The sequence below is a fragment of the Smaragdicoccus niigatensis DSM 44881 = NBRC 103563 genome, from assembly GCF_000380645.1.
Taxonomy (GTDB): Bacteria; Actinomycetota; Actinomycetes; order Mycobacteriales; family Mycobacteriaceae; genus Smaragdicoccus; species Smaragdicoccus niigatensis.
Window position 1 is genome coordinate 151606 of record NZ_AQXZ01000015.1, and the last position, 22201, is coordinate 173806.

At 63.6% G+C, this 22201-nt stretch carries 24 protein-coding genes and 4 tRNA genes; 12 read left to right on the forward strand and 16 right to left on the reverse strand.

Annotated elements, in window-relative coordinates:
• Positions 1-102 precede the first annotated feature (102 nt).
• A complete protein-coding gene (locus tag F600_RS0109245; RefSeq protein WP_018160327.1) occupies positions 103-675 on the forward strand; it encodes a TetR/AcrR family transcriptional regulator in 573 nt (190 codons plus the stop codon).
• On the opposite strand, the gene F600_RS0109250 is transcribed toward F600_RS0109245, so the two are convergent.
• A complete protein-coding gene (locus F600_RS0109250) occupies positions 659-1360 on the reverse strand; it encodes a TetR/AcrR family transcriptional regulator (protein ID WP_018160328.1) in 702 nt (233 codons plus the stop codon). The genes F600_RS0109245 and F600_RS0109250 overlap by 17 nt on opposite strands.
• Before the next feature lie 325 nt (positions 1361-1685).
• On the opposite strand from F600_RS0109250, the gene F600_RS27605 reads away from it, so the two are divergent.
• Positions 1686-2801: an SDR family NAD(P)-dependent oxidoreductase gene (locus F600_RS27605; protein WP_245541506.1), complete on the forward strand. Its 1116-nt coding sequence runs from the start codon at positions 1686-1688 to the stop codon at positions 2799-2801.
• Between the two features lie 117 nt (positions 2802-2918).
• On the opposite strand, the gene F600_RS0109260 is transcribed toward F600_RS27605, so the two are convergent.
• Positions 2919-4418 carry a flavin-containing monooxygenase gene (locus tag F600_RS0109260; RefSeq protein ID WP_018160331.1) on the reverse strand — a complete coding sequence of 500 codons (1500 nt, stop codon included), beginning with the start codon at positions 4416-4418 and terminating at the stop codon, positions 2919-2921.
• Positions 4419-4551: 133 nt separating this feature from the next.
• Positions 4552-5769 (reverse strand): PucR family transcriptional regulator, encoded by a 1218-nt coding sequence (locus F600_RS0109265; protein WP_040631007.1) that lies wholly within the window; start codon positions 5767-5769, stop codon positions 4552-4554.
• Positions 5770-5875: 106 nt separating this feature from the next.
• On the opposite strand from F600_RS0109265, the gene F600_RS0109270 reads away from it, so the two are divergent.
• Positions 5876-6814 (forward strand): alpha/beta hydrolase, encoded by a 939-nt coding sequence (locus F600_RS0109270; RefSeq protein ID WP_018160333.1) that lies wholly within the window; start codon positions 5876-5878, stop codon positions 6812-6814.
• Positions 6811-7689 carry a short-chain dehydrogenase/reductase gene (locus F600_RS0109275; RefSeq protein ID WP_018160334.1) on the forward strand — a complete coding sequence of 293 codons (879 nt, stop codon included), beginning with the start codon at positions 6811-6813 and terminating at the stop codon, positions 7687-7689. The genes F600_RS0109270 and F600_RS0109275 overlap by 4 nt, the downstream gene beginning before the upstream one ends.
• A gap of 258 nt (positions 7690-7947) precedes the next feature.
• Here the strand turns inward: F600_RS0109275 and F600_RS30265 are convergent, their stop codons facing one another.
• The 6 genes from F600_RS30265 to F600_RS0109305 form a co-directional block, all read right to left on the reverse strand.
• Positions 7948-8247: a MerR family transcriptional regulator gene (locus F600_RS30265; RefSeq protein ID WP_018160335.1), complete on the reverse strand. Its 300-nt coding sequence runs from the start codon at positions 8245-8247 to the stop codon at positions 7948-7950.
• Between the two features lie 404 nt (positions 8248-8651).
• Positions 8652-9749, reverse strand: a complete 1098-nt coding sequence (locus F600_RS0109285) for an AurF N-oxygenase family protein (protein ID WP_245541507.1) — start codon at positions 9747-9749, stop codon at positions 8652-8654.
• 216 nt (positions 9750-9965) lie between these two features.
• Positions 9966-10039, reverse strand: a tRNA-Phe gene (locus F600_RS0109290).
• 36 nt (positions 10040-10075) lie between these two features.
• Positions 10076-10149: transfer RNA gene (locus tag F600_RS0109295), tRNA-Asp, on the reverse strand.
• Positions 10150-10173: 24 nt separating this feature from the next.
• Positions 10174-10246: transfer RNA gene (locus tag F600_RS0109300), tRNA-Glu, on the reverse strand.
• 112 nt (positions 10247-10358) lie between these two features.
• On the reverse strand, positions 10359-10961 hold the full coding sequence (locus F600_RS0109305; RefSeq protein WP_018160337.1) for a TetR/AcrR family transcriptional regulator: 603 nt from the start codon (positions 10959-10961) through the stop codon (positions 10359-10361).
• A 124-nt stretch (positions 10962-11085) separates the two neighbouring features.
• Here F600_RS0109305 and F600_RS0109310 point away from each other — a divergent pair.
• From F600_RS0109310 to F600_RS0109325, 3 genes are all read left to right on the forward strand, one after another.
• Positions 11086-11158: transfer RNA gene (locus F600_RS0109310), tRNA-Lys, on the forward strand.
• A gap of 193 nt (positions 11159-11351) precedes the next feature.
• The gene (locus tag F600_RS0109315) at positions 11352-12134 is read left to right on the forward strand and encodes a S1 family peptidase (protein ID WP_156024499.1); all 783 of its coding nucleotides are present in this window, start codon (positions 11352-11354) and stop codon (positions 12132-12134) included.
• Positions 12135-12565: 431 nt separating this feature from the next.
• The gene (locus F600_RS0109325) at positions 12566-12847 is read left to right on the forward strand and encodes a hypothetical protein (RefSeq protein WP_156024500.1); all 282 of its coding nucleotides are present in this window, start codon (positions 12566-12568) and stop codon (positions 12845-12847) included.
• A 412-nt stretch (positions 12848-13259) separates the two neighbouring features.
• Here the strand turns inward: F600_RS0109325 and F600_RS0109335 are convergent, their stop codons facing one another.
• The 7 genes from F600_RS0109335 to F600_RS0109365 form a co-directional block, all read right to left on the reverse strand.
• On the reverse strand, positions 13260-13496 hold the full coding sequence (locus F600_RS0109335; protein WP_018160342.1) for a hypothetical protein: 237 nt from the start codon (positions 13494-13496) through the stop codon (positions 13260-13262).
• Positions 13493-13714 carry a three-helix bundle dimerization domain-containing protein gene (locus F600_RS0109340; protein ID WP_018160343.1) on the reverse strand — a complete coding sequence of 74 codons (222 nt, stop codon included), beginning with the start codon at positions 13712-13714 and terminating at the stop codon, positions 13493-13495. Before F600_RS0109340 ends, F600_RS0109335 begins: the two co-directional genes overlap by 4 nt.
• Positions 13715-13815: 101 nt before the next feature.
• A complete protein-coding gene (locus F600_RS0109345) occupies positions 13816-14163 on the reverse strand; it encodes a VOC family protein (protein ID WP_018160344.1) in 348 nt (115 codons plus the stop codon).
• A gap of 20 nt (positions 14164-14183) precedes the next feature.
• Positions 14184-14492 carry a DUF3349 domain-containing protein gene (locus F600_RS0109350; RefSeq protein ID WP_018160345.1) on the reverse strand — a complete coding sequence of 103 codons (309 nt, stop codon included), beginning with the start codon at positions 14490-14492 and terminating at the stop codon, positions 14184-14186.
• A gap of 9 nt (positions 14493-14501) precedes the next feature.
• Positions 14502-14804 (reverse strand): DUF3349 domain-containing protein, encoded by a 303-nt coding sequence (locus F600_RS0109355; RefSeq protein WP_018160346.1) that lies wholly within the window; start codon positions 14802-14804, stop codon positions 14502-14504.
• 9 nt (positions 14805-14813) lie between these two features.
• Complete coding sequence (locus tag F600_RS0109360; protein ID WP_018160347.1) at positions 14814-15116, reverse strand: hypothetical protein; 303 nt, start codon at positions 15114-15116, stop codon at positions 14814-14816.
• A gap of 3 nt (positions 15117-15119) precedes the next feature.
• A complete protein-coding gene (locus F600_RS0109365; RefSeq protein WP_018160348.1) occupies positions 15120-16373 on the reverse strand; it encodes an inorganic phosphate transporter in 1254 nt (417 codons plus the stop codon).
• 112 nt (positions 16374-16485) lie between these two features.
• Between F600_RS0109365 and ppk2 the strand changes: the two genes are divergently transcribed.
• From ppk2 to phoU, 5 genes are all read left to right on the forward strand, one after another.
• The gene (ppk2, locus tag F600_RS0109370) at positions 16486-17355 is read left to right on the forward strand and encodes a polyphosphate kinase 2 (RefSeq protein ID WP_018160349.1); all 870 of its coding nucleotides are present in this window, start codon (positions 16486-16488) and stop codon (positions 17353-17355) included.
• A 305-nt stretch (positions 17356-17660) separates the two neighbouring features.
• Entirely contained in the window at positions 17661-18629 is a 969-nt protein-coding gene (locus F600_RS0109375; RefSeq protein ID WP_018160350.1) for an acyl-ACP desaturase, read from the forward strand.
• 198 nt (positions 18630-18827) lie between these two features.
• Positions 18828-19898 (forward strand): tRNA dihydrouridine synthase DusB, encoded by a 1071-nt coding sequence (gene dusB, locus F600_RS0109380; protein ID WP_245541515.1) that lies wholly within the window; start codon positions 18828-18830, stop codon positions 19896-19898.
• Positions 19898-21463 (forward strand): LCP family protein, encoded by a 1566-nt coding sequence (locus F600_RS0109385; protein WP_018160352.1) that lies wholly within the window; start codon positions 19898-19900, stop codon positions 21461-21463. Before dusB ends, F600_RS0109385 begins: the two co-directional genes overlap by 1 nt.
• An 82-nt stretch (positions 21464-21545) precedes the next feature.
• On the forward strand, positions 21546-22199 hold the full coding sequence (gene phoU / locus F600_RS0109390) for a phosphate signaling complex protein PhoU (RefSeq protein WP_018160353.1): 654 nt from the start codon (positions 21546-21548) through the stop codon (positions 22197-22199).
• Positions 22200-22201 lie beyond the last annotated feature (2 nt).

The following is a 22201-nucleotide window of genomic DNA, read 5'->3' on the forward strand; positions in this document are numbered from 1 at the left end:
CGATGGTGACGGAGATTATATGTTAGTCATAATATTACATTCGACATTCTTTCGTCTATACTCATAAGCGACGGAATTTTCGACCATGAACGGAGCAAGCGCGTGGTGCGCTACGACAAGGAGCACAAGCTTGCGACGCGGCGGCGGATAACCGAGACGGCTGCTCGGCGGTTCAAGCAGGACGGCATCGACGGCTCGGGCATCGCCGCCCTCATGGCCGATGCCGGACTCACCAACGGCGCCTTCTATGCGCATTTCGCATCCAAGGAAGACCTTGTCGCCAATGCCATCGCTGACGAGCTACGAATTCAGCACGAGCGACTGACCGCGCTCCCCCCAGGTCGTGAGTCGCTGGAAGCGTTCGTGCGCGAATACCTTTCGCCCGACCATCGGGATTCGCGGACGACCGGATGCCCCTCGGCGGCCCTACTTGACGAGGTCGGCCGCTGCGCCCCAGAGACCCGGCAGGCCTACACCGAAGGTGCAGGCGCAATCGTCGACACGATCGCCGCGCACATCACGCCCGACGATCCTCGAAGTGCACGTGGCCAGGCCCTCGGGCTTTACACACTCCTGGTCGGAACCCTGCAGTTGTCGAGGGCACTGATCGACGCCGACTTCTCGGATGAGGTACTCGAGCAGGGCATCCAGAATGCGCTTACCCTCCTGGGCTGACGTCACTACCTTGCGAGTCCAGGCCGATCTGCGCGACCACCGCGGCGTGTGACGCCATGGACTGCTCGCGCGTATCGCCGAGCCCCACGGCGAACGTGATTCCCATCGGCAGCAAGACCTGAGCGGCGGGGTCTTCAAACTGCGAGAAGTGTCCGGCGAGTTCGAGAGTCACATAGCCGTGCACGTAGCTCCACAGCTGGGCTGCAACGACCTCGACCGACTCCTGGCGGACCCGCCCCGAATTGACCAATCGCGCGCAGGCAGCGACCAGGTGCGCGTACACCCTTTGAAAGGCCGGCGAATGACCGCTCAGTCGGAGATCAGAGTCCGATAGCGGGCGATAAGTGGCGCGGGTCGACAACCCGAACATGAGGTCATACAGGTGGGGGTTTCGCTGGGCGACGACCCGACATGCCAGCGCCATCGTGAACAGATCCGCGACCGGGTCATCGGTGATCGGAAGCTCCGCCAGAACGCGTTCGAAGTCTCGGAAGCCCTCGTCGACCACCGCGCGCACCAGCTCTGGAATTCCGCCGAAATGGTGGTACACGACCATGGTCGACAAGCCACTCGCTGCAGCGACCGAGCGTGCCTTGATAGCGGACGGCCCCTGCTCGGCGATCAGACCGATCGTTGCCCTGATCAGCCGCTGCGACGGCGTTTCGGTGGCCAACTCCTCCGACATGTCCTCACACTCTCTTCGGGTCCTACGCTCGGTCAGAGAACGCTCGCTGCCCACACGATTCCCGTCGAGCGACCAGCTTAACGGCGCAATGCTCCGGGACGGCCTCGTCCGACTCCGTCAGGCGGTTGCGAGCCGCAGCAACCACTGTAACTTTGTTATAGTCGCAGGCGCAACCCCGCCACAGCTGATGGGTGGCAAGAGCGACCGCTGCCGGCGCCCATAGTTTGCGCAGTTGTCTCCCCACGTTGCGGCCCTGTGAAGATTCCCACTTGCGTTTGAGGGACGAGAAAGTCGTCCTTACTGTTTGCGTTATCGCTTCAGCAAGGTGAGCGACAGCGAGGTTCTCACGCCGTCCATATCTCCGGGGGGTTCCGGAAGATGTAAGAACGCAGGGAATCTCATGACTAGACCAGTGGGCTCGAACGATTCCAGAGCCGTCCTCCATAGCTACGTGCGTATGAGCCGTCGTCTCGTTGAACTTGGCCGAAAGCGGCTCGTCGAGGCACTGCCGGCCGACCGCCTCAGCGGCCGAGTAGCGGTGATAACCGGAGGCTCGTCCGGCATCGGATTAGCTACCGCCGAGGCCTTGGCGAGGCGCGGGGTAACCGTAGTAGTCGTCGCTCGAGGCGTCGGCGATGTCAAGAGCGCCGTCCAGAGAATCCGAGATAACGGCGGTAGCGCGTACGGTTACCCCTGCGATGTGACTGATCACTACGCCGTTGCCGGCCTGGCAAAGGTCGTGCTGAAAGAGCATGGGCACGTTGACTTTCTGGTGAACAGCGCAGGCAAGTCGATTCGCCGTGCTGTCGTCAGTTCGACTGATCGCTTGCACGACTACGAGAGAACCATGGCGGTCAACTACTTCGGCGCCGTCGACATGATTCTCGCCTTTTTGCCATCGATGCGTGAGCGGGGCTTCGGCCACGTCGTCAACATCTCGTCCATCGCCGTGCAGACGAAAGCACCGCTGTTTTCGGCCTACGTTGCCAGCAAGTCTGCTCTCGATGCTTTCAGCGTTATTGCTGCGGCAGAGAACGCCGATGCGGGTGTCTCGTTCACATCAATTCGAATGCCGTTGGTTCGGACACCCATGATCGCACCGACAGCCGCGTACTCGACGCTGCCGGTCGATACCCCAGAGCAGGCTGCAGAGCGAGTGGTTCGGGCACTCGAGGAACGCCCGGCTCGCATCGACACGCCGGTCGGAACCCTCGCCGAGTACGTGGGATTCTTCTCGCCCCGCGTAGAGCGCTCGATACTGCACCAGGTCTATAAGGCTTTTCCTGAATCGGACGCCGCCCGGGCAACAGTGACCAGACGTGAACTAGCCCCAACGTCGGCTTCCGGCAACCAAATCGCCAAGAGGCTACTCACGCCGCTGATGGCCCTGCCGACACCTGGGATCAGGTTCGCGAGATGGGTGCCCGGCTTGAATTGGTAGCCCCCATCCAGACGAAAGCACGGGGCCGATTGGCATCAAGCTCTCCCAGATAGGCAGGTCCACCCAAACCAGTCCATCGGGACGGTCGAGCAACGCCTCCAGTTCCGAGCGACGGTCTCATACGGCAGCCTCGAGCAGGGTGCCCGCCTCGAGCGGCATCGCTGCGGCCTCGAAGTGCAGATGACTGTCGTCGATCGTGTCCTCGCGAAGCATCCTCGAGTCGCGCTTGTAGTTCATCAGGACCTTCCAGGGGCCACGAGCTCCCTGCCGCGGCAGCTTTTCCTTGCCACGCTGCACGTACCCGGACTGCAGCGCGTCGAAGATGCCGTCGTCGAGGGCTGAGTCCTCGAGATCCCGAGGAGTCGCGACGGCGTGTCCGTTGGCGTCCATGTGCTCGAGCAGGCGGCAGATGTACTCACCGGCGAGGTCGGACTTCAGCGTCCACGGCGCGTTGGTGTAGCCGAAGATCCAGGCCAGGTTCGGAACGTCTTCGAGCATCACTGCCTTGTACGTCATGCGGTCGCGCAGCTCGATGGCCTCACCGTCGACCGACAGCTGCAGGCCGCCGAGGGTCTGAATCTGCAGGCCCGTCGCAGTGACGATGATGTCGGCCTCGAGCTCCTGGCCGGACTTGAGCAGGATGCCCTTCTCGGTGAACGTGTCGATGTGGTCAGTGACGATCGACGCCTCGCCGGACTTCAGCACCTTGAACAGGTCACCGTCGGGGACTGCGCACAGGCGCTCGTCCCACGGCATGTACTTCGGGGTGAAGTGGGTCATGTCGAAGTCGGGACCGAGGTGGTTCCTCACCTGCGACAACAGGAAGCGCCGCATCATCTTGGGCCAGCGCTTGCACGCCACGTAGAGGGCGCGCTGGATGCTGATGTTGCGCTGCCGGGCGCACTGGAACACCCATTTGGCGGGCAGGAACCGGCCCAGCACCGCAGAGATCTTGTCCAGGGCGGGCACCGCGAAGATGTAGGACGGCGAGCGCTGCAGCATGGTCACATGGGCGGCCGTGGGGGCCATCGATGGAACCAGGGTGACGGCGGTTGCGCCGCTGCCGATCACGACGACCTTCTTGCCGGTGTAATCGAGATCCTCGGGCCAATGCTGGGGGTGCACGGTTTGACCCTGGAACCGGTCGATGCCCGGGAAGCTCGGCCGGAAGCCCTGGTCGTAGTTGTAGTAGCCGGTGGCGCTGATGAGGAATCCGGCCGTGTAGAGGCGCGTCTCGCCGGTCGCTTCGTGCTCGGCGGTGACCGTCCACTGAGCGTGCTCGCTCGACCAGTCGGCAGCCACGATCTTGAGGCCGTAGTGGATCTTGTTGTCGACGCCGTACTCCGTTGCGGTGTCCTCGATGTACTGGCGGATCGTGGCTCCAGGTGCGAGCACCTTGAGGTCGTGCCACGGACGGAACTTGTAGCCGAAGGTGAACATGTCGGAGTCCGAGCGGATACCGGGGTACTTGAACAGGTCCCAGGTGCCGCCGAGTCGCTCGCGCCGTTCGAGCACGGCGATGGACTTGTTCGGGAACTCGCCGGCGATCTGGCAGGCGGTGCCGATGCCGGACAGGCCAGCGCCGATGATCAGGACGTCGAAGTGCTGTACGTTCATGGCTTCCTTCTTGGTTGTTGCGTGCTGTGGGTCACAGGACGGAGTACAACCAGAATGGGCGCCAGGGAAGCGCAATCCTATGTGCGATGGTTTAGCAATTGGCGGCACCTATATGCAGCGGCACACACGCTGACTAGGCCGACCGGACCAGCACCCGCGGACCGAGCCGATGAGCTAACTCGAGTGCGAGCGCAAGCGCCAGGCGACGCTCGCCGATCTCGTGGCCGAGCAGTTCAGTCGCCCGTGCGATCCGCTGCAGGACCGTGTTGCGGTGGGTATGCAGTCGGATTGCCGCCCTCGGTGCGTTGTCTGCCTCATCCAGGAACACCCGCAGCGACTCACGCAGCCGGGCCGCATTCGGCTCGTCGGCGGCAAGCGGCCCCAGCGTTGCCTTGATGAACTCCGCGGCGCGCCGCTCGTCATGGGCGGCAAGCGCGGTCACCTCGAGTTCGGCGTACGTCGCGAAGTGCTCGCCCTCGGATTGGCCGGCGAGGAGCCGATGAACTCCGACCGCGGCGTCGTGGGAGCGGCGAAATCCGACGATGCCCCGTTCGGTGGGCCCGACCGCAGCGCGAATGTTCTTGGGGGCCTTGGCGAAGGCCGCGCGAAGCGCCGCGGCCGTCGGATCAGCCTCGGTGCCGATCCAGGCCCACAATGTCGATGTTCCGGCGACCAGCGTGAGGGGCCGGCGCCCGCCCGCGGCCTGAGCGAGCAACTCAGCCGCAGACTCCAGGGCACCCTGGGGAACTCTGACCTCAGCCCACAGCACCACCGCAGTGTGGCGACGACGCAGCTCGTAGCCGAGACGATTGCTTGCGGCGCGCTCATCGATGGGCGCGTGATCGAGGATGAGCCGGACGGTTTCCGCACGACGCGCAAGGGCTCCACCCAGGATCTCCTCGCGCTCATGCTGCGCCTCCGCCAGCACCCGGCTCAGCACGTCGTCGACGTACTTGAAAAGCAGTGCGAGCGACGCTTCGAGCACCGCCGCGAACTCGGGCCCCGACCCAACGACTTCGGTCGCGGCTTCGAGCCAGCGCTGCCACGCGACCTGCTGGCCAGCGCGATAGCCCTGGAAGATAGCGTCGAACTCGATGCCTCGACGTACGAGCGTCCGCGCGATGTCGAGCGCCTCCGGAGGCACATCGACGGGCGGCGGCGAGTCCGCGTGCTGTGCCACGGTCACGAACCGGCGAAGGTTGCCACGGTTGCTGGCACTGGCCTCCGCCATGATCGCGGCATCGGCACCGAAGACGGGCACCAGGGCGATCACGGCAGAGTCCATCGCCTGAACGATCTCGTCCTCGTTCGCGAGCATTCGTCCGGCGATTGCGCGGATGAGCTCGCTCATGTGCTTGTCGATGGCCACCACCAGAGTGTGCCACAGCACATTCTTATGGCGTAAGTATGGGCTGCAGCCCGTATCAAGTGTGCCCGATCGCTCGTAACTTCGTTGCATGACCGAAAAGCGCGAGCTCACCTTCACCAGCAGCGGCACTCGCTGCGCAGCCTGGCACCTGACTGCCGCGAACGCCGACTTCGCCGGCGAACACGGCGTGCCATGCGTCGTCATGGCCCACGGATTCGGCGGCTCGCGCGACACCGGACTCCTTCCCTACGCGGAAGGATTCGCTGCCGCCGGGCTCGACGTATTCGTGTTCGACTACCGCGGATTCGGCAGTTCGGAAGGTACTCCCCGGCAACGGGTTTCCTACCGCCGCCAACGGGCCGACTACCACGCCGCGATCGCCGCGGCACGACAGATCGATGGCGTCGACCCCGAGCGGATCGTCGTTTGGGGCACGTCGTACTCGGGCGGCCACATCGTGCCGGTCGCCGTTGCGGACCGCCGGATCGCGGCCCTGTTGTCGCTGACGCCGGCCATGGACGGGCTCGCGGCGCTGGGCGCGATCGTGAAACGCCACCCGCGCAAGCTTGGACCACTCATCGGACACGGCCTGCGCGACGCGGCCCGCGTACTGCTTCACCGCGAACCGCACCGCATTCCGATCGTCGGCAAGCCCGGATCGACGGCCGTCATCAGCTCTTCCGGCGCGCTCGAGGGGTACCTCGCGCTCGCCGGACCGACGTGGCGGAATGAGGTGTGCGCACGCGCCATTCTCGAAGTCGCGGCCAATCGCCCCGGTCGCTTGGCGCATCGGCTCCGCACCCCGCTCCTCGTCCAGTACGGAGAGCACGACGCCGTCGCGCCCGCCAGCGCAGCCAAGCGAGCTGCCGCCAAAGCCGGCCGCTACGCCGAGGTCCGGGCCTACCCCGTCGACCACTTCGACGTCTACCAAGGCTCGTGGCAACACCGCGCCCTCACCGACCAGATCGAGTTCCTCAGTCGGCACCTAACCGCAAGCACCAGCACCAAGAAAGCAGTTCACTCATGAACACCTTCCCTGTTACCGACAAAGTTGCACTCATCACCGGCGGCGCCCGCGGTATCGGCCTCGCCACTGCGCGAGACCTCTACGAGCGCGGCGCACACATCGTGCTCGTCGACCTCGACGCGGTCGCCACCGCACAGGCCGCCAGTGAACTCGGCGGCCGCGCGATCGGATTCGGCGCCGACGTCACCGATGTAGACGCCATGCACGACGTCGTCGCCCAGGCCGTACAACGATTCGGTCGCCTCGACATCGTGGTCGCCAACGCCGGCATCGCCCCCAAGCCACAGACCGTCGAGTCGATGGACCCAGAGACGTTCGCGCGAGTGATCGACGTCAACTTGCTGGGCGTTTATAAGACGGTTCACGCTGCGCTGCCGCACATCATCGCTAACAAGGGCCATGTCGTCGTGGTCGCGTCGGTCTACGCCTTCGTCAATGGCGTCATCCTGGCCCCGTATGCGATGGCCAAGGCCGGCGTTGAACAGTTCGGCCGCGCGCTTCGTGGCGAGCTCGCTCAGCATGGCGCATCGGCGAGCGTGGCGTACTTCGGCTTCATCGACACCGTGATGGTCCGCGAAGGCTTCGCGTCCCCAGTCGCTCAGCGCTTCGAAGCCACGTTCCCGGGGTTTCTTCGCAAGCGCCTCGTGCCCGCCGCGGCCGGCAAGGCGATCGCTGCCGGGATCGAGCGCCGTGCGCCGCGGATCATTGCTCCCAAGCGTTGGACCGTTTACTCGGTGCTCCGCGGTGTGCTCAATCCCCTGCTCGACGTGCGTACGGAACGCGACGCGACTATCCAAGGCGTCCTTCGCGACGCCAATGTGAAGGACGTCTCCCCCGCACCGGTAGCCGTCGCACTACACGAGGTGAACGCATAAGCATCTGAGCTGCAGACGGTTCCCTATCGAGGTGGACCAATTTGCAGGACTTCTGGGTGGCCAAACGCTCGACGAGTTCAGGTAAGCCTGCCGTGGTCGCCATATCGAGATCGCGGCGACACCCCTCAACCACTGCCAGGATCTCGGCGAAGGTGGCGTGCACACCGAACCGTTCGTGCAGGCGCACCCCGACCTCGACCAAATGTCGAGTCACGTCCGAGGAGTCTGCGCGCCCGGCCATGACCGGAACCGGCGGAGTCAGCCGATAGGCCCACGGTCGTTGCTGGGGGCGGGAAAGAGTGCCGACGGTACCCGAGTGCGAATACACGCTGTGGACAGCCATTGCTGCCGTTCCCTTTCTTCCAGTAGTTGTGTGTTGCGGTGCTCAAGATCCAAGACCATCGCGATGCCGGCGAGGTTCAGGCCATGGGAGAGCAGATCGGCGATGCGCCGTAACCGGTCCAGATCGTTGGCGCTGTACCGGCGGGTCCCGCCCTCGCTGCGCGTTGGGGTGAGCAGACCCCGCGTCTCGTAAAGACGCAAGGTCTGCACCCCCATCCCGACCAGCTCGGGGCCACCGAGATCCCATAAACGCCCTGATCAGTGCGTTCTGTCCTGCGTTCAACGGTGCTGCGTGACCGACTGCTCAGGTCTCTCTGGACATGTTGCGCCCGGGCCGCGCCCGCACCCGCACCCGCACCCGCACCCGCACCCGCACCCGGAGAACACGGTCGCACCGCAACCTTGGTCGGCGCAAAGATCTGAACGCCGTTAACGGGCCTCTGTGAGGTCCAACATTCACGTTCAGCGCCGAGCTCAGCCGGGGTCGTATTACCCGCCATACGTATCGCCACTCAGACGCACCCGACAACAGCGAATTGTTCACTGCAATTGGATCATCCGTTCAGCCGTGAATCTCACGGCCCTCTCGCCGGCCTGGATGAACTTTGTCGGACGAACGACTAAGCGACACACCGGGTGGGTTCGGAGCGGTAACGCGACGGCCGGCCGTCCACGCCGGCTAACTTCCAGGCTGGACGGGTCAGCGGCGTGAGGAGACTCGTTTCGATAGCCAGGGCGCGGACATCTGCGGCGCAATCGGCGCGCAGTCGGCTGAGCAACGGACTGTTCCACCCGTAAGCCTCGCCAAAGACTTCGGGCGGGATGCCCATCGCTTCGACGTCCTTCGGACTGGGCACCATAATCGCCCAGAATCCGATCGTCATGAGGAACGGCGTCGCCAACCCAGTCGCAATTCGAGTCAGCGCCGAACGGGACGGGGCGTGACGCTCGAGCCACGCGTGAGCAAACCCGATGTGGCGCGCCTCCTCGGCAACGTGAATCTGCATGATTCGGTCGAGTAGCGGGTTGGTCCCGCCACTGCGCAAGATGCTCTTCTGGACGTGATCGATCGGCTCCTCGCCGGCGAGGATGATTTGAAAGAAGAACGATGGCCACAAGGTCCCGAGCATGCCGACCAGCGGGAACACGTTCTTCAGCCAAGGCCGTAGCCCGGTGGCTTCAGGGCAAGCGCGGTTGGTGAACTCCTGAAACATTTGTATGTGGTGGGTTTCCTCGGTGAGTTCGTGCATGAAGTAGCGGAACTCCGGGTTGCCGTTCTTCAGCCCCATCAAGAACTGGGTGCCACCGAGCAGAAGCAGCTGTTCGAACTGGGAGCCGCACTTCGTGATGGCAGCGAGCCGAAGCCGCGCAACTTCAGCCCGACGTTCGGCCGGCAGGTTGCGGTACCAGTCAGTGTGGGCGAGCGGGTCGATGTCCGGGAGTTTCCACTCCGTTGTCGTGCCGTCGACATCGAACTCCGGTGAGTCCCACGCGATGTCTTTGAACGCTTCGAACCGGGTTCCGTGTGCTGACGCCTCCGAGAGGGTTCGGAGCGTTTCCTCGTAGGCGTTTCGGCTGGGCGTATCGGACGTTCTAGCTGTGGTTTTCCCGCCAGCCCCCAATTCAGCAAGCTTGAGGGCGCCGCCGATTACCCCGGTTGCAGCCTGCGCCGCACCAACCACGGAGCGAATGACGGCGTTGTCAGTCACGTGTCCCACTGATCCTCCTCGGATTTACATTGGACGGTGCATCCAACGTAACACCACGACTGGACGCAGTGGTCAAATCTGTCAGTTTCGTGGACAACACAGCCTGTTTGTCAGGCGATGTCGGCATGCTTGATCGAGGGACACGCAGCCTGGGAATCCGCCGCGCACTGCGGCAGATTGTGCAGAGAATGCAAAAAGCCCGGCCATCGGCCGGGCTTTTTAATGTGGCCAGAGCCGGGATCGAACCGGCGACCTTCCGCTTTTCAGGCGGACGCTCGTACCAACTGAGCTACCTGGCCGGACAGTACCAAGGGCACTGTATCGCAAATATTTTGCGACCCTGACGGGACTTGAACCCGCGACCTCCGCCTTGACAGGGCGGCGCGCTAACCAACTGCGCCACAGGGCCTTGCTTTCCGTCCGAAGACGGTCGTACTCCCTACGGGATTCGAACCCGCGCTACCGCCTTGAAAGGGCGGCGTCCTAGGCCACTAGACGAAGGGAGCTCGTCAGGTCTGTCCTGCCGATCTCATCAACGGCTATCCGTTGGGAGCGAAGTTAGCTTAGGACACAATCGCTTGATTCCCCAAACCGTGAGTTCAGAACGGTTTTGGATGATCAGCTCGCGGTCCACCCCGGTGCGGCCATCGCCGCAACGAAGATGTCGAAGACCTGCCGGAAGCGAGTCCTCAGGTCGGTCGCGTCACCCAGTCCGTTGACGAAGAACTGGCCGATGAGCGTCGCCAGCAGGAGACGGCAGAACTGTTTGGGGTCGACATCTTCGCGCAACTCCCCCGCTTCCAGAGCCCGCTGTGCCACATCTTCGAACGTAAGAAGCCAGTTCGCCGACGCCGCCAACACGTCTTGGAAGAAATCCGGGTCCTGAGTCAGGCGGAAGCCGGCTTGCACGACCATCTCGTCGATGAGCGCCCCAGCGATCTCGTCGCAAAAGAGTCGGAGCGAATTCAGGGGCGTGATCTCGGGATTGGAGAACAGCGGCTCGGTGATCGCCACCTGTTGTTCGAGCGCCGCCTCGAGGACAGCCTTGGCCAGGTCTTCCTTCGAGTCGAAGTGGAAGTAGAGGGCGCCCTTCGTGGCGCCCGAACCCTCGAGAATCCGGTTGAGAGACGCAGCCGCGTACCCGCTGCGACCGAACTCGATCGCAGCTGAGTTGATGATCGAAGCACGCGTCCGCTTCGCCCGCTCTTGCTGCCGCGCCATTGGGCCCGTGCCCCTCCGTCCCCCTAGACGACACCACACTAAGCGATCAACAGCCGCAACCGTCAGAAATGCGTGGTGTGCCCGGTACAGGTCTGGTCCAAGAGCCGATTACAATCGCTCCCGCGCCCCTATAGCTCAGTTGGTAGAGCTACGGACTTTTAATCCGCAGGTCGTAGGTTCGAGTCCTACTGGGGGCACAAGATGCCGGTCGGGGCTGGGGAGTCACACCTCAGCCCCGACGCCACATCACCCAACCCAACCTGAAGCTCGAGTTCGTCCAGCCAGCTTCAAAGCTTCTGAGTGTCATTCGTTCGAATGATTGTGGAAAAAATTCGCGAAGCCGAGCGTCAAAATTGATCGCCAGGCAATCGCAAGGAGCCCGTCGTGGTCATGAAGCATGTCACCGCGATAACCTCCACCGCCCACGACCCCCGGTGGGCGTATCGGGTGTTGGCGGCGCTGGCATTTCTCGTCACGATGTCGGTCAGTCCGGCTCCGCGGGCAGCAGCCTTACCAGTCGTGGATTGGGCGTGGCCCGGCATGCAGTACGACATCTATAAGAACAATCAGTGGTACGAAGGGTGCAGCGTCGGCTTCCCCGCCTGGGACAATGACGGCAACCACTACATAATCTCCGCCGGCCACTGCTTCCGAGCAGACGACGGAACGCAATATCTAAATCCTGGCGGCTACGGCCTCAACATCTACGCACCCTCGAACCACAACGAGGCGGTGGGCTGGGAAACGATCTACACCAATCCCAGCAACGGCATGTATGTAGACGTGGCGCTGATAGAGATGTATGCGGACAGCAAGCTCGACGGCACCGGATGGCCGAACATCCCAGATAATCCAGTCGACGCGGCCGTAGGTGATAGCGCATGCCTGGCCGGTAATCGCCACGATTCGGCGATCTGTGGAACCGTGACCGCAGTCGGTGCGAACGAGCAGATGATCGGATATCCCTGGACCGAAGCGGTCACCTTCGCGTCATACTGCGGACTGCCGGGCGACAGCGGTGGCGCGGTCTATAACGCAAAAGGCGCCCTCGGTATTCACATCAGCGCGGACGATGAACAAAACGGCACGGGCGAGAATTGTTCGAGCCAGTTCATCCCGCTATCACTGGTCCTTTACGAGCTGCGACTGACCGTCCCGTCACTCACCATCTGACACGCCCCTAAGGACGCCAAGGGGGTGCGATTTGGGCCGCCTTCGCCGCACGGGTTCAGGTCACCGACGGTCGCCGCAGGCACGTACTGATACCGAACGACAGGCCCACGCGCGCTTGCGGCGAGAAGCCCTAGATCGGCGGGACGAAGGAACAGTCGTTCAGCCAATTGAGCAACCAGTCGAGCGTGCTCAGCGTCGTTGTACACGGTCGCCGACCTTAAGAGTTGGCTGTGACCACCGCGACCAGGCGGCTTGCCATCAGTGATGTATTCACCCACTTAGCATCTGCTCGTCACGCCCCATTCACCCGACGCGTTTCCCGTGCCGATCGGATCGATCATCAGGCCGAGACCGGACTGGAATCGACTGTTCAACCGACATTCGGTCGCCGTCAAACGACGTTCGGTCGGCCTGCACTGACACTTGTCGACATGACAACCAGCATCGTGAGGGCGACGCTGAACTCGCCGCCCCTAGTGAAATACGTCCACTGTGAACGCACGCCCGAGTCGACAATTGCCGCACCGAAGGAAACCGAGCAGGCCCGACAATTTCTCCGCGCGCTGCGTGAAGAACTCAATACTTGCAGCTCAGCCGACACTTCAGACCGACACCAGTCCGCTCAGGTCATCGCCCTGCGCCAGATGGTTCGCGACCTCGAAATCCGGTTCCCGAACGCATCTCGGTCGCTCGACGCCGAATCAGTGCTCTAGAAGGTCCACGCAACAACCCGTCAACGTACGAAATGAAGGTGAACAGACGAGCGGTCACATCGTGAGGGATGTCTCACAGGCTCGCGCTGAAACGATGTGGCCGCTCCGGATCGATCTATCGCACGCAATGACGTACGCAGACACTGGCATTGGTGCCGACCACAGCCGCGAGCAAGAACAAGCTCGACGCTTCCACATCACGTTGATCGACCAGCTGCGGACAACGCGAGCCGAGCTTCAGTCGGCGAGGGCAGCGGCCAGAGAGTCGGGCGACGTCGTAGCACGCGACACCCTGTTCCGAGTGGCGAAGTTGGCGCGCGAAGTCGTTGAAGTCCGCCACATGATCGCCCGGATTCACTCGCGGTTTCCCGCTCTGGGTGCTGACGAAAGACGCTAAGCCCAGATTGAGGGTCTACACCCCGAAGCGGGCACGCAAGTTCGACCGCATCCGGTTCATGGCCGCCAGCTCCGCATCCTTCGCCTTGATCTGCACGCGGAGACGCGACCGATACCCGCCGGAACGGGCACCGTTCGAGCCGCGCTCGAGGTTGGCGATGACGCGCTCAAGTTGGCGGATTGCGTCGTCCAGTTCGTCAGCAAGACGCGCGGCCTGAGCAGTGTTGGTGTCGAGCTCTTCCGTGACGGTCACGCGAACGAGGCCGGCATGACGTCGTCATGCTCACCGAGCACACGGTGAACACGGCGCTCGACGAACAGCGGGACGAAGTCGCGGATGCGCGCCGAGTCGAAGGTCCCGTACGCCATAGTGACAACCTCGGTGATCTTCTCGCGTCCGAGCTCAGGATGAATTTGCGTCAGCCGTTCGATGAGATCGGCGATCGAACGGCGTTCCTCGTTGGACACCATAAGGGCGAGGCTACGCTCGCCATGAACTGCACGAATGACATCCCAGGGAACCGTAATCCAGTTTTCAAAACCGTCGATGACGCGTTACATCGGGGCGGCACTCAGCCGAACGCGACCGGGTGTTTCGGCTCGTAGATGCCGACCTCGGCGCCGCTCGGCAGCTTGATCGCGGTAAGCCGTCCCCACCGCAACTCACTCACTCCCCCAACGAATTCGACGCCCTTTTCAGCGAGGTCACGCATCGTTTCCTCGATGTCGTCGGTCATGAAGTACAGCTCGTGCTTCGGCGCATCCTCGGTCGGATGTACGGCTATCTCCGCCGGCGGCAACGCCACGATCGTCCAACCCCCACCGGCGTCGACGGCACGGGTGCCGAGGATGTTCTGCAGGAACGCGCGATCGGCGTCCGCGTCGCTGCTGTAGAGGATGACGTGCGCGCCGCTGATCATGAATCCCAAGCGTAGGTGCCCTAGTCGGTGAACGGCCAGCCTTTGCGTTCGAGCCGGGCGCGGACCCGCTCGATGTCTTCCTCGGCAGGCAATTCATTGGTCCGACCGGTGATCGCCACGGCCGCATCCACCCGAGTGATGGGCTCGATGCCGTCGGTCGTCACCCGCGCGCCATGGATCAGCTCGCGGGTGACCTCCTTGACTTCTTTCCATGTCAGTCGACGTTCGAGCAGCGCCAGCAACGGCTCGTAACCGGTCTTCGGCACGCCGTGCGCATAACCGGCCCGAAACCACCGCACGAGCCGGTTCAACGCCTCCCGAACCGCCATCTCTCAAATTTAGTTGCTGCCGAACCCCGACAACGGCCAACCGCCGGCCGCGAGCTTGGCCGCGACAAGATGCAGCTCGTCCAAGCCGGGCTCACTCTGCTTGACGCGCGTGATCGCCTCGTGGATCTGCTCCTTCGTCACTTCGTTCGGCCGTGCGGCGAGCAGTTGGCCGATGACTCGATCGACCTCTTCCTCGGTCAGCGATTTCCGCAGGAGAGCGAGCAGCGGAAAGTAGTCCTTCGGCGGAATTCCGTCCGGATATCCGGCACGCAGCCAGTCCAGAACCTGCGTCAACACGTTTTCGTTGGCCATTGCCGGCTCCTACTTCTTGTCGACGAGGGTCGGGTAGATGTGCTCGAAGCTGACCTTCATCCCGAATCCGGACGAGACGATGATCGTGATGCCAAGGACGATCGCCGCGATCACGACGACGAAAGCCACCGCGGCGAGAACGTTCCCGAGCGGATTGGGACGATGGATCGTTCCGTCTGCCGCTTCGTGGCCATTACCGATGGCGAGACCCCGCACCCCGGTCGCGAACAGCGCGGGCAGTCCGGCACCCAGCAGGATGCCGATGAGCAGCACCTTCCAGACCGATTCGATGACGAGCTTGAGAGTTTCCATCGGTTAGACCCCCACGGTCTGCTTCGGGGCGGGAACAGTCGAGTTCGACGACTCGTCCCACTCGGCGTTGACGTTGTTGTGGTCGACCTTCTGCTGCTGGGCCCGCCGGTACAGGTAGCCCGACAGCGCGAGGAGCATCGCGAAGGCGACGAGCGGGCCGGCCAATCCCGGGATCTTGGCGGCCACGACCCACATGATCGCGCCGACGACACCAGCGGCCGGCAGCGTGATCATCCAGGCCACGACCATGCGCAGGGCCACGCCCCAGCGGACCCGTGCACCCGGCTTTCCGACCCCCGAGCCGAGGATCGAACCGGTTGCCACGTGCGTCGTCGAGAGAGCGAAGCCGAGGTGGCTCGAGGCCAGGATGACCGTCGCCGAAGCGGCTTCGGCGGCCATGCCCTGCGGCGAACTGATCTCGACGAGTCCCTTTCCGAGGGTCCGGATGATGCGCCAACCGCCGAGGTAGGTGCCGAGCGCGATCGCGAGAGCACACGCGAACTTGACCCACAGCGGAACACCGTGAGTGTCATGCCAGGCAAGCGGCCCGGTGGAATCCGGAGTCGAGGCGCTGTAGCCGATGAGTGCGAGCGTGATGACACCCATCGTCTTCTGGGCGTCGTTCGTGCCGTGCGCCAGCGACACCAGCGATGCCGTACCGATCTGACCCCAGCGGAAGCCCGTCTCGGTGAACCGCTCGGCCACTCCGGCAACGATCTTGAAGATGAGGAACGTGCCGAGTGCAGCGACGATTCCGGCGACGACCGGTGAGAACAGCGCCGGCATGATCACCTTGCCCACGACACCGTCGATCTTGCCGTGACCGATCCATACGACACCACCGGTGCCCAGCGCGGCGAGCGCAGCACCAATGAGGCCGCCGAACAGCGCGTGCGAACTCGAACTCGGCAGACCGAGCAACCACGTCAGCAGGTTCCAGATGATGCCGCCGATGAGGCCGGCCATCACGATCACCAGGAGCGCGTGCCCGTGATCGGCGACGAAGGCGGCTTTCGGTGAACCGTCCTTCTCCTGGATCTTGATGACCGCGTTGGTGACCGTGAGCGCGACCTCGACCGAGAGGAAGGCGCCGACAAGGTTCAGAATCGCCGAAAGCGTAACGGCCGTTTTGGGTTTCAGGGCACCCGTGGCGATCGATGTTGCCATCGCGTTGCCCGTGTCATGGAAGCCGTTGGTGAAGTCGAAGGCCAGGGCCGTGACGATCACCAACAGCAGAATGATCAATTCGCTGCTCATAGTCCCGATCTTCGGCGCGAAACGACCGGCGCGTTAGTGGCCAAAGCATCTATTTGAAATGACTACATTCCACCTTCGCCAGCTGTTAACCAAAGCCTCCTAGCGTAACCGCGTGAGCATTCTTGGTGAGCTGCATGGTTTGCGCGTTCTCGACGATGACGACGACGATCCCGTGCTGGTCAAGGCCGATGGCAGCCCCGTCGACACCTGGCGCGAGGACTACCCATACGACGAGCGCATGCCACGTCACGAGTACGAACTCGAGAAGCGTTTGCTGCAGATCGAACTGCTCAAACTCCAGTCCTGGATCAAGAGCACCGGCCGCCGCCACATGGGCATCTTCGAGGGCCGGGACGCCGCGGGTAAGGGCGGAACGATCAAGCGATTCATGGAACACCTGAATCCGCGCGGTGCGTCCGTCGTCGCGCTCGAGAAGCCGAGCCCGCGCGAAGCGACCCAGTGGTACTTCCAGCGCTACGTGCAGCACCTGCCGGCCGGCGGCGAGATGGTCTTCTTCGACCGCTCTTGGTACAACCGGGCCGGCGTCGAGCGCGTGATGGGCTTCTGCAGCGCGGGGCAGTACAGCGCGTTCCTCGAGCAGGTTCCGCTGTTCGAGGAGATGCTCGTCGCCGACGGCATAAACCTCACCAAGTTCTGGTTCTCCGTCACGCCGTCCGAACAACGGACTCGCTTCATCATTCGCGAGGTCGACCCGGTGCGGCAGTGGAAGCTCTCGCCGATGGACATCGCCTCGCTCGACAAGTGGGACTCCTACACCGCGGCGAAGGAAGACATGTTCCGCGCGACGGACACCGACCATTCCCCGTGGATCGTGGTCAAGAGCAACGACAAGAAGCGCGCCCGCCTCGGCGCGATGCGCTACGTGCTGAACAAGTACGACTACCCCGGCAAGGACCACGAGATCGCGACGCCACCCGACCCGCTCATCGTGGGTCGCGCGTCGGATCTGTTCGGGGAGTAACCCATGCGCCGGGAGTGAATTCAATTACACGTTTCTGTGGAGCCATCTCTCGATTTGCGTCACTAATAAGCGCTGGTTGAATACTTGCCAAGAGTGTTGTGACACTCGGCCCACATTGATGGACTTTCGTCACAATTTCACTTCCAATCTCGCCCGCCCCCGCGTTTCGGGTCCGGAGGGGACGCTCACGGTCCCGTAGCCTGACCAAGTTCCCGCCTGTGAACACGCTCTTGCTCCCTCCCGGGGGCACAGCCCCGAGCGCACCACGAGCACTACGACGCGAAGCACAAAGGGGTAGAAGACACATGGCACGAGAGCTGACTCAGCTCGAGCTTCTCAAGGAGCTCGAGCCGGTTGCCGAGGAAAACGTCAACCGTCACCTGTCGATGGCCAAAGAATGGCACCCACACGACTATGTCCCGTGGGACGAGGGCCGCAACTTCGCCGCAATGGGCGGAGTCGACTGGGAACCAGAACAGTCGAAGCTGAGTGAAGTCGCCAAGGCTGCGATGATCACCAACCTCCTCACCGAGGACAACCTGCCTTCGTACCACCGCGAGATCGCCGAGAGCTTCTCTCAGGACGGCGCGTGGGGCACCTGGGTAGGCCGCTGGACCGCGGAAGAGAACCGGCACGGAATCGCCCTGCGCGACTATCTCGTCGTCACCCGCGGCGTGGACCCGGTGGCGCTCGAGCAGGCCCGCATGGAGCACATGACGCACGGCTTCGCCGCCACCGAGGAAGAGAAGTCCAAGCTCGAAGAGGGCTTCCTGAACTCGGTCTCGTACGTCACGTTCCAGGAGCTCGCCACCCGCGTGAGCCACCGCAACACCGGCCGGGCATGCAACGACCCGATCGCGGACCGCCTGCTTCAACGCATCGCCGCGGACGAGAACCTGCACATGATCTTCTACCGGAACATGTGCGAAGCAGCCCTGGACATCGCACCGGACCAGACCCTCGAGGCGCTCGCGAACGTGGTCGAGAACTTCCGGATGCCCGGACAGGGAATGCCGAACTTCCGCCGAAACGGCGTGCTGATGGCCAAGGCCGGCATCTACGACCTGCGCCAGCACCTCGAAGAGGTGCTGTGGCCGAACCTGCGCAAGTGGCGCATCTTCGAACGCACCGACTTCACGGGCAAGGGTGAGCAGCGACGCGAACAGCTCGCCAACTACCTCGAGGTCCTCGAGAAGTCGGCGCTCAAGTTCGAGGAGCAGCGCGACCGCATGAGGGCGCGCGACGCTGCCCGGGCGGACGCCGCAGCAAGCTAGTTCTGCTCAAATCGGCACCGCACGCCGCCGCGAAGGCATAGTTTCCTTCGCGCTGGCGTGCGGTGCCGATTTGTGCGATCGATTTCGCATTCTCCCTGCGTAGACGCCACAATTGACCTTGTGCAGGTGAGTGCGGAATCGACGTCAGCGGTCCGGATTGGTCCATATCCGGTGGATCCGCCGGTCGTGCTCGCCCCCATGGCCGGCATCACCAACCTCGCATTCCGCAAGCTTTGTCGCGAATTCGGAAGTCGCACCGCCATTTACGTGTGCGAGATGATCACCGCGCGCGCGGTCGTGGAACGCAACGAGAAGACGTTGCACATGATGTCGTTCGACGCCGACGAGCACCCGCGATCGATGCAGTTGTACGGCGTCGACCCGAAGACGCTCAGCGAAGCCGTGCGAATCATCGTCGGCGAGGGCTGGGCCGACCACATCGACGTCAACCTCGGCTGCCCCGTTCCGAAGGTCACCCGCCTTGGCGGAGGCGCCGCCCTCCCCTATAAGCGCCGTCTCTTCGCGGAGATCGTCCGCGCGATGGTCGCGGTCGCCGAACCGGCGGGCGTCCCCGTGACATTCAAGTTCCGCATCGGCATCGATGACAACCACAAGACGTTCCTCAGCACCGGACTCATCGCCGAAGCGGAGGGCGCGGCAGCGGTCGCATTGCACGCTCGCACGGCCGCCCAGCGCTACTCCGGGACCGCCGACTGGTCGGCGATCACCGCACTCAAGGAAGCCGTCACCACCATTCCGGTCCTCGGCAACGGCGACATCTTCTCCGCGGCGGACGCGGTCAAGATGATGGATCAGACCGGCTGCGACGGCGTCGTCGTCGGGCGCGGCTGCCTCGGCCGCCCGTGGCTGTTCGCCGAACTGTCCGCAGCGCTGCGCGGTGAGCCGTTGCCGACGCCGCCGAACCTCGGCGAAGTCGCCACAATCCTCCATCGCCACGCGGTCCTCCTCGCCGAGCACCACGGCGAGGACAAGGGCCTCCGCGACCTCCGCAAGCACATGGCCTGGTACCTCATGGGATTCCCGGTCGGTGCGGACCTTCGACGCTCGTTTGCCTCGGTCTCGACGGTCACCGAACTCGAGGACCTCATCACCCGGCTCGACCCGGCGGTCCCCTTCCCGTCCGATGCCGAGGGACCGCGCGGCCGACAGGGTTCGCCGGGCAAGGTCGCACTCCCCCACGGCTGGCTCGACGATCCCGACGACCTCTGCGTCCCCACCGCGGCCGACGTCATGCACAGCGGCGGCTGATGGCGGAAAACGGGGCGCCACCGGAGCGCAATCCTCTCTCCACGAAAGCAAAGCCTCGTGTTCTTCTCCCGCGTCGGCCAGCACGGCATTCGCGGTCCCGCAACCGTCCGATCCTCGCGGCCGGCCGATCGTTCGTCGCGTTCGCTTCGGTTCTGGTGCTGTTCGGCACCGGAGCGCTGTGGATGTTCAAGTCGCACACCGACCGGTCGTTCACACAGGTCTCCGCGCTCGAGGAGGCATCTCCCGACATCGTCGCCCCGGAAACCCAACTCGGCGACGAGAACTTCCTCATCGTGGGGACCGACAGCCGTGCCGGTGCAAACGGTGCGGTCGGCGCCGGGACGGAGTCCGACGTCGAAGGTGCCCGCTCGGACGTCATGATGGTCGTCCACATCCCGTCCGACCGCAGTCGCGTCGTCGTGGTGAACTTTCCGCGCGACCTCGAGATCGACCGCCCGACGTGCACCTCGTGGGACAACAGCGCCGCGGTCTACAGCGACGAAGAAGTGTCGCCGGAGGACCAGGTCAAGCTGAACTCGGCCTACCAACTCGGCGGGCCGAAGTGCCTCGTACGCGTCATTCAGCGTCTCACCGGACTGCGCATCGGGCACTTCGTCGGGACCGACTTCGCCGGATTCGAGAAGATGGTCGACACGATCGGCGGCGTCGAGTTGTGCACGACGGAACCGCTCATCGACGGCGAACTCGGACCGGTTCTCGAGAAGACCGGCCGCCAAGTGGTGCCCGGTTCGGTCGCCCTCAACTACGTCCGCGCGCGAACGATCGAGTCCGAGGGCACTGGTGACTACGGCCGCATCAAGCGCCAGCAACTGTTCCTGAGTTCGCTGCTTCGATCGGTGCTATCCCAGAAGGTCCTGCTCGACCCGGCGCGACTGAACGGCTTCATCGCCGCGTTCACCGAGAACACCTTCGTCGAAAAGGTCACCACCACAGACCTTTTCACGCTTGCGACGTCGCTGCGAAACGTCGAGCCGGGGGTCGTCACGTTCATCACCGTGCCAACGTCGGGGACGTCCGAATGGGGCAACGAGATTCCGCGCGTGCGCGACATCTCCGCGATCTTCCAAGCGATTCGAACCAGCGCACCGCTGCCCGGTGAGTCCAGCACGGCGAAGAAGTTCAATGACCGGATCGATCACGTCGATGCCGTCGAACCCGGAACCGTGTCCGTGTCGATCTCGAACGCCTCCGGCAACTCGAACACCGGTCAGGACGTCGGCGACAGCCTCACCGCCCTCGGCTTCAGCGTCTCCGGAATCAGTGGCTACAGCGGCACGAGCGTCCGCACTCTGGTCCGCTTCACCCCCGAATACGAGGCCGAGGCCATGACCCTCGCCTCGACGATCCCGGGTGCGGTCCTGGTCCGCGTCAGCGAGTCGGAAGTCCCGATCGAGCTGGTGATCGGCTCGGATTTCCACGGCCAGCCGAAGGATCCCGCGAAGCCGGGCACCGTGATCCGGGCCACGATTGTTGACGAGGAAACCGCAAACGATCTTCCGCCCGATTTGTCCTATACGAACGCCGCTGATCAAACTTGCGCCTGACCTGGACAAATCCGCACCATGTTCACGCTTGATTCAACGTGTGCTCACCATTGAGTCATATGGCAACGACTAATGTGGATGTATGCGTGTAGTGCTCAATGAGCGGTTAAGCGAGCTCGGCGGGATTCTCGGCGAGATGGTTTCGATGGCCGGGTCCCTGATGGAGCAGGCTACCCAGTCTCTTCTCCAGGCCGACCTCGCCGTCGCCGAGACCGTCATCACCGAATACGACAAGCTCGCCATCTTGTCCCATCGCGGCGAAGAGCGGGCGATGTCCCTCCTCGCCCGCCAGGCACCCGTGGCGACCGACCTCCGTTCGGTGATCTCGGCGATCCAGATCGTCGCCGACATCGAGCGAATGGGTGCGCTCGCCCTCCACGTCGCGCAGGCGACGCGCCGCCGGCATCCGAACCACGTGCTGCCCGAGGAAGTGAACGGCTACTTCTCCGAGATGGGCAAGATCGCGGTCGGCCTCGCCGCGCAGGCGAAGGAAGTCCTCGAGACCCGCAACACTGAGCTGGCTGCTCGTCTCTCCGAAGAGGACGACGCGATGGACGACCTGCACAACCATCTCTTCACCCTGATGATGGATCGGGAATGGAAGCACAGCGCCGCCGAGGCCGTCGACGTCGCGCTGCTGGGCCGCTACTACGAGCGGTTCGCCGACCACGCCGTCGAGGTGGGCCGTCGGGTCATCTTCCTCGTCACCGGCCACCTGCCGATTCCCACGGACTAAGC

Excerpts from the sequence above, each read along its gene's own strand:
- F600_RS0109250 (WP_018160328.1), bottom strand. The coding sequence starts at position 1,360 with ATGTCGGAGGAGTTGGCCACCGAAACGCCGTCGCAGCGGCTGATCAGG.
- F600_RS0109260 (WP_018160331.1), bottom strand. The coding sequence starts at position 4,418 with ATGAACGTACAGCACTTCGACGTCCTGATCATCGGCGCTGGCCTGTCC.
- F600_RS0109265 (WP_040631007.1), bottom strand. The coding sequence starts at position 5,769 with ATGAGCGAGCTCATCCGCGCAATCGCCGGACGAATGCTCGCGAACGAG.
- F600_RS0109270 (WP_018160333.1), top strand. The coding sequence starts at position 5,876 with ATGACCGAAAAGCGCGAGCTCACCTTCACCAGCAGCGGCACTCGCTGC.
- F600_RS0109275 (WP_018160334.1), top strand. The coding sequence starts at position 6,811 with ATGAACACCTTCCCTGTTACCGACAAAGTTGCACTCATCACCGGCGGC.
- F600_RS30265 (WP_018160335.1), bottom strand. The coding sequence starts at position 8,247 with ATGGGGGTGCAGACCTTGCGTCTTTACGAGACGCGGGGTCTGCTCACC.
- F600_RS0109305 (WP_018160337.1), bottom strand. The coding sequence starts at position 10,961 with ATGGCGCGGCAGCAAGAGCGGGCGAAGCGGACGCGTGCTTCGATCATC.
- F600_RS0109315 (WP_156024499.1), top strand. The coding sequence starts at position 11,352 with ATGAAGCATGTCACCGCGATAACCTCCACCGCCCACGACCCCCGGTGG.
- F600_RS0109325 (WP_156024500.1), top strand. The coding sequence starts at position 12,566 with ATGACAACCAGCATCGTGAGGGCGACGCTGAACTCGCCGCCCCTAGTG.
- F600_RS0109340 (WP_018160343.1), bottom strand. The coding sequence starts at position 13,714 with ATGGTGTCCAACGAGGAACGCCGTTCGATCGCCGATCTCATCGAACGG.
- F600_RS0109345 (WP_018160344.1), bottom strand. The coding sequence starts at position 14,163 with ATGATCAGCGGCGCGCACGTCATCCTCTACAGCAGCGACGCGGACGCC.
- F600_RS0109350 (WP_018160345.1), bottom strand. The coding sequence starts at position 14,492 with ATGGCGGTTCGGGAGGCGTTGAACCGGCTCGTGCGGTGGTTTCGGGCC.
- F600_RS0109355 (WP_018160346.1), bottom strand. The coding sequence starts at position 14,804 with ATGGCCAACGAAAACGTGTTGACGCAGGTTCTGGACTGGCTGCGTGCC.
- F600_RS0109360 (WP_018160347.1), bottom strand. The coding sequence starts at position 15,116 with ATGGAAACTCTCAAGCTCGTCATCGAATCGGTCTGGAAGGTGCTGCTC.
- F600_RS0109365 (WP_018160348.1), bottom strand. The coding sequence starts at position 16,373 with ATGAGCAGCGAATTGATCATTCTGCTGTTGGTGATCGTCACGGCCCTG.
- F600_RS0109375 (WP_018160350.1), top strand. The coding sequence starts at position 17,661 with ATGGCACGAGAGCTGACTCAGCTCGAGCTTCTCAAGGAGCTCGAGCCG.
- dusB (WP_245541515.1), top strand. The coding sequence starts at position 18,828 with ATGGCCGGCATCACCAACCTCGCATTCCGCAAGCTTTGTCGCGAATTC.
- F600_RS0109385 (WP_018160352.1), top strand. The coding sequence starts at position 19,898 with ATGGCGGAAAACGGGGCGCCACCGGAGCGCAATCCTCTCTCCACGAAA.
- phoU (WP_018160353.1), top strand. The coding sequence starts at position 21,546 with ATGCGTGTAGTGCTCAATGAGCGGTTAAGCGAGCTCGGCGGGATTCTC.